General features: G+C 38.7%; 1 protein-coding gene. It reads right to left on the reverse strand.

All coding sequences use genetic code 11. The features are described from left to right. The coding region (gene recO, locus GUI70_RS25395; RefSeq protein WP_237725133.1) for a DNA repair protein RecO at positions 1 to 288 on the reverse strand (288 nt) is incomplete at its 3' end. Positions 289 to 385: the final 97 nt, after the last annotated feature.

Genomic DNA, 385 nt, shown 5'->3' on the forward strand with positions numbered 1-385 from the left:
TAATAAAAAAGTGGCGTAGGCATTTAATTCAATATCCTGAAAAATATTTTCAAACTGTTTAACGTCTAGGGCAGCGTTAATATACGACAGCCCGTTGCTCCGGATTAACCCCGAATAACGACCGTGGGTAAACGGCAAAATTGCCGAACGCAACTTAAAATCCTTCTTTTTGGCATTCTTGATGAAAAACATCCGTTTACCATATTCCCTGGTAAGGAATTTAACCAACAAATCGTTTTCCCGGTGATTTTTGGCAAACATCACCATGCCAGTAAAGTCCGCGTTCACCAATTGGCTCATATTTAATATTCGTCCTTTTTATAACCGAAGGATTGCAAAATTCCTTGTTTATCACGCCATCCTTCAGAAACTTTAACCCATAGTT

The organism is Deinococcus alpinitundrae (assembly GCF_009982895.1).
Lineage (GTDB): Bacteria > Deinococcota > Deinococci > Deinococcales > Deinococcaceae > Deinococcus > Deinococcus alpinitundrae.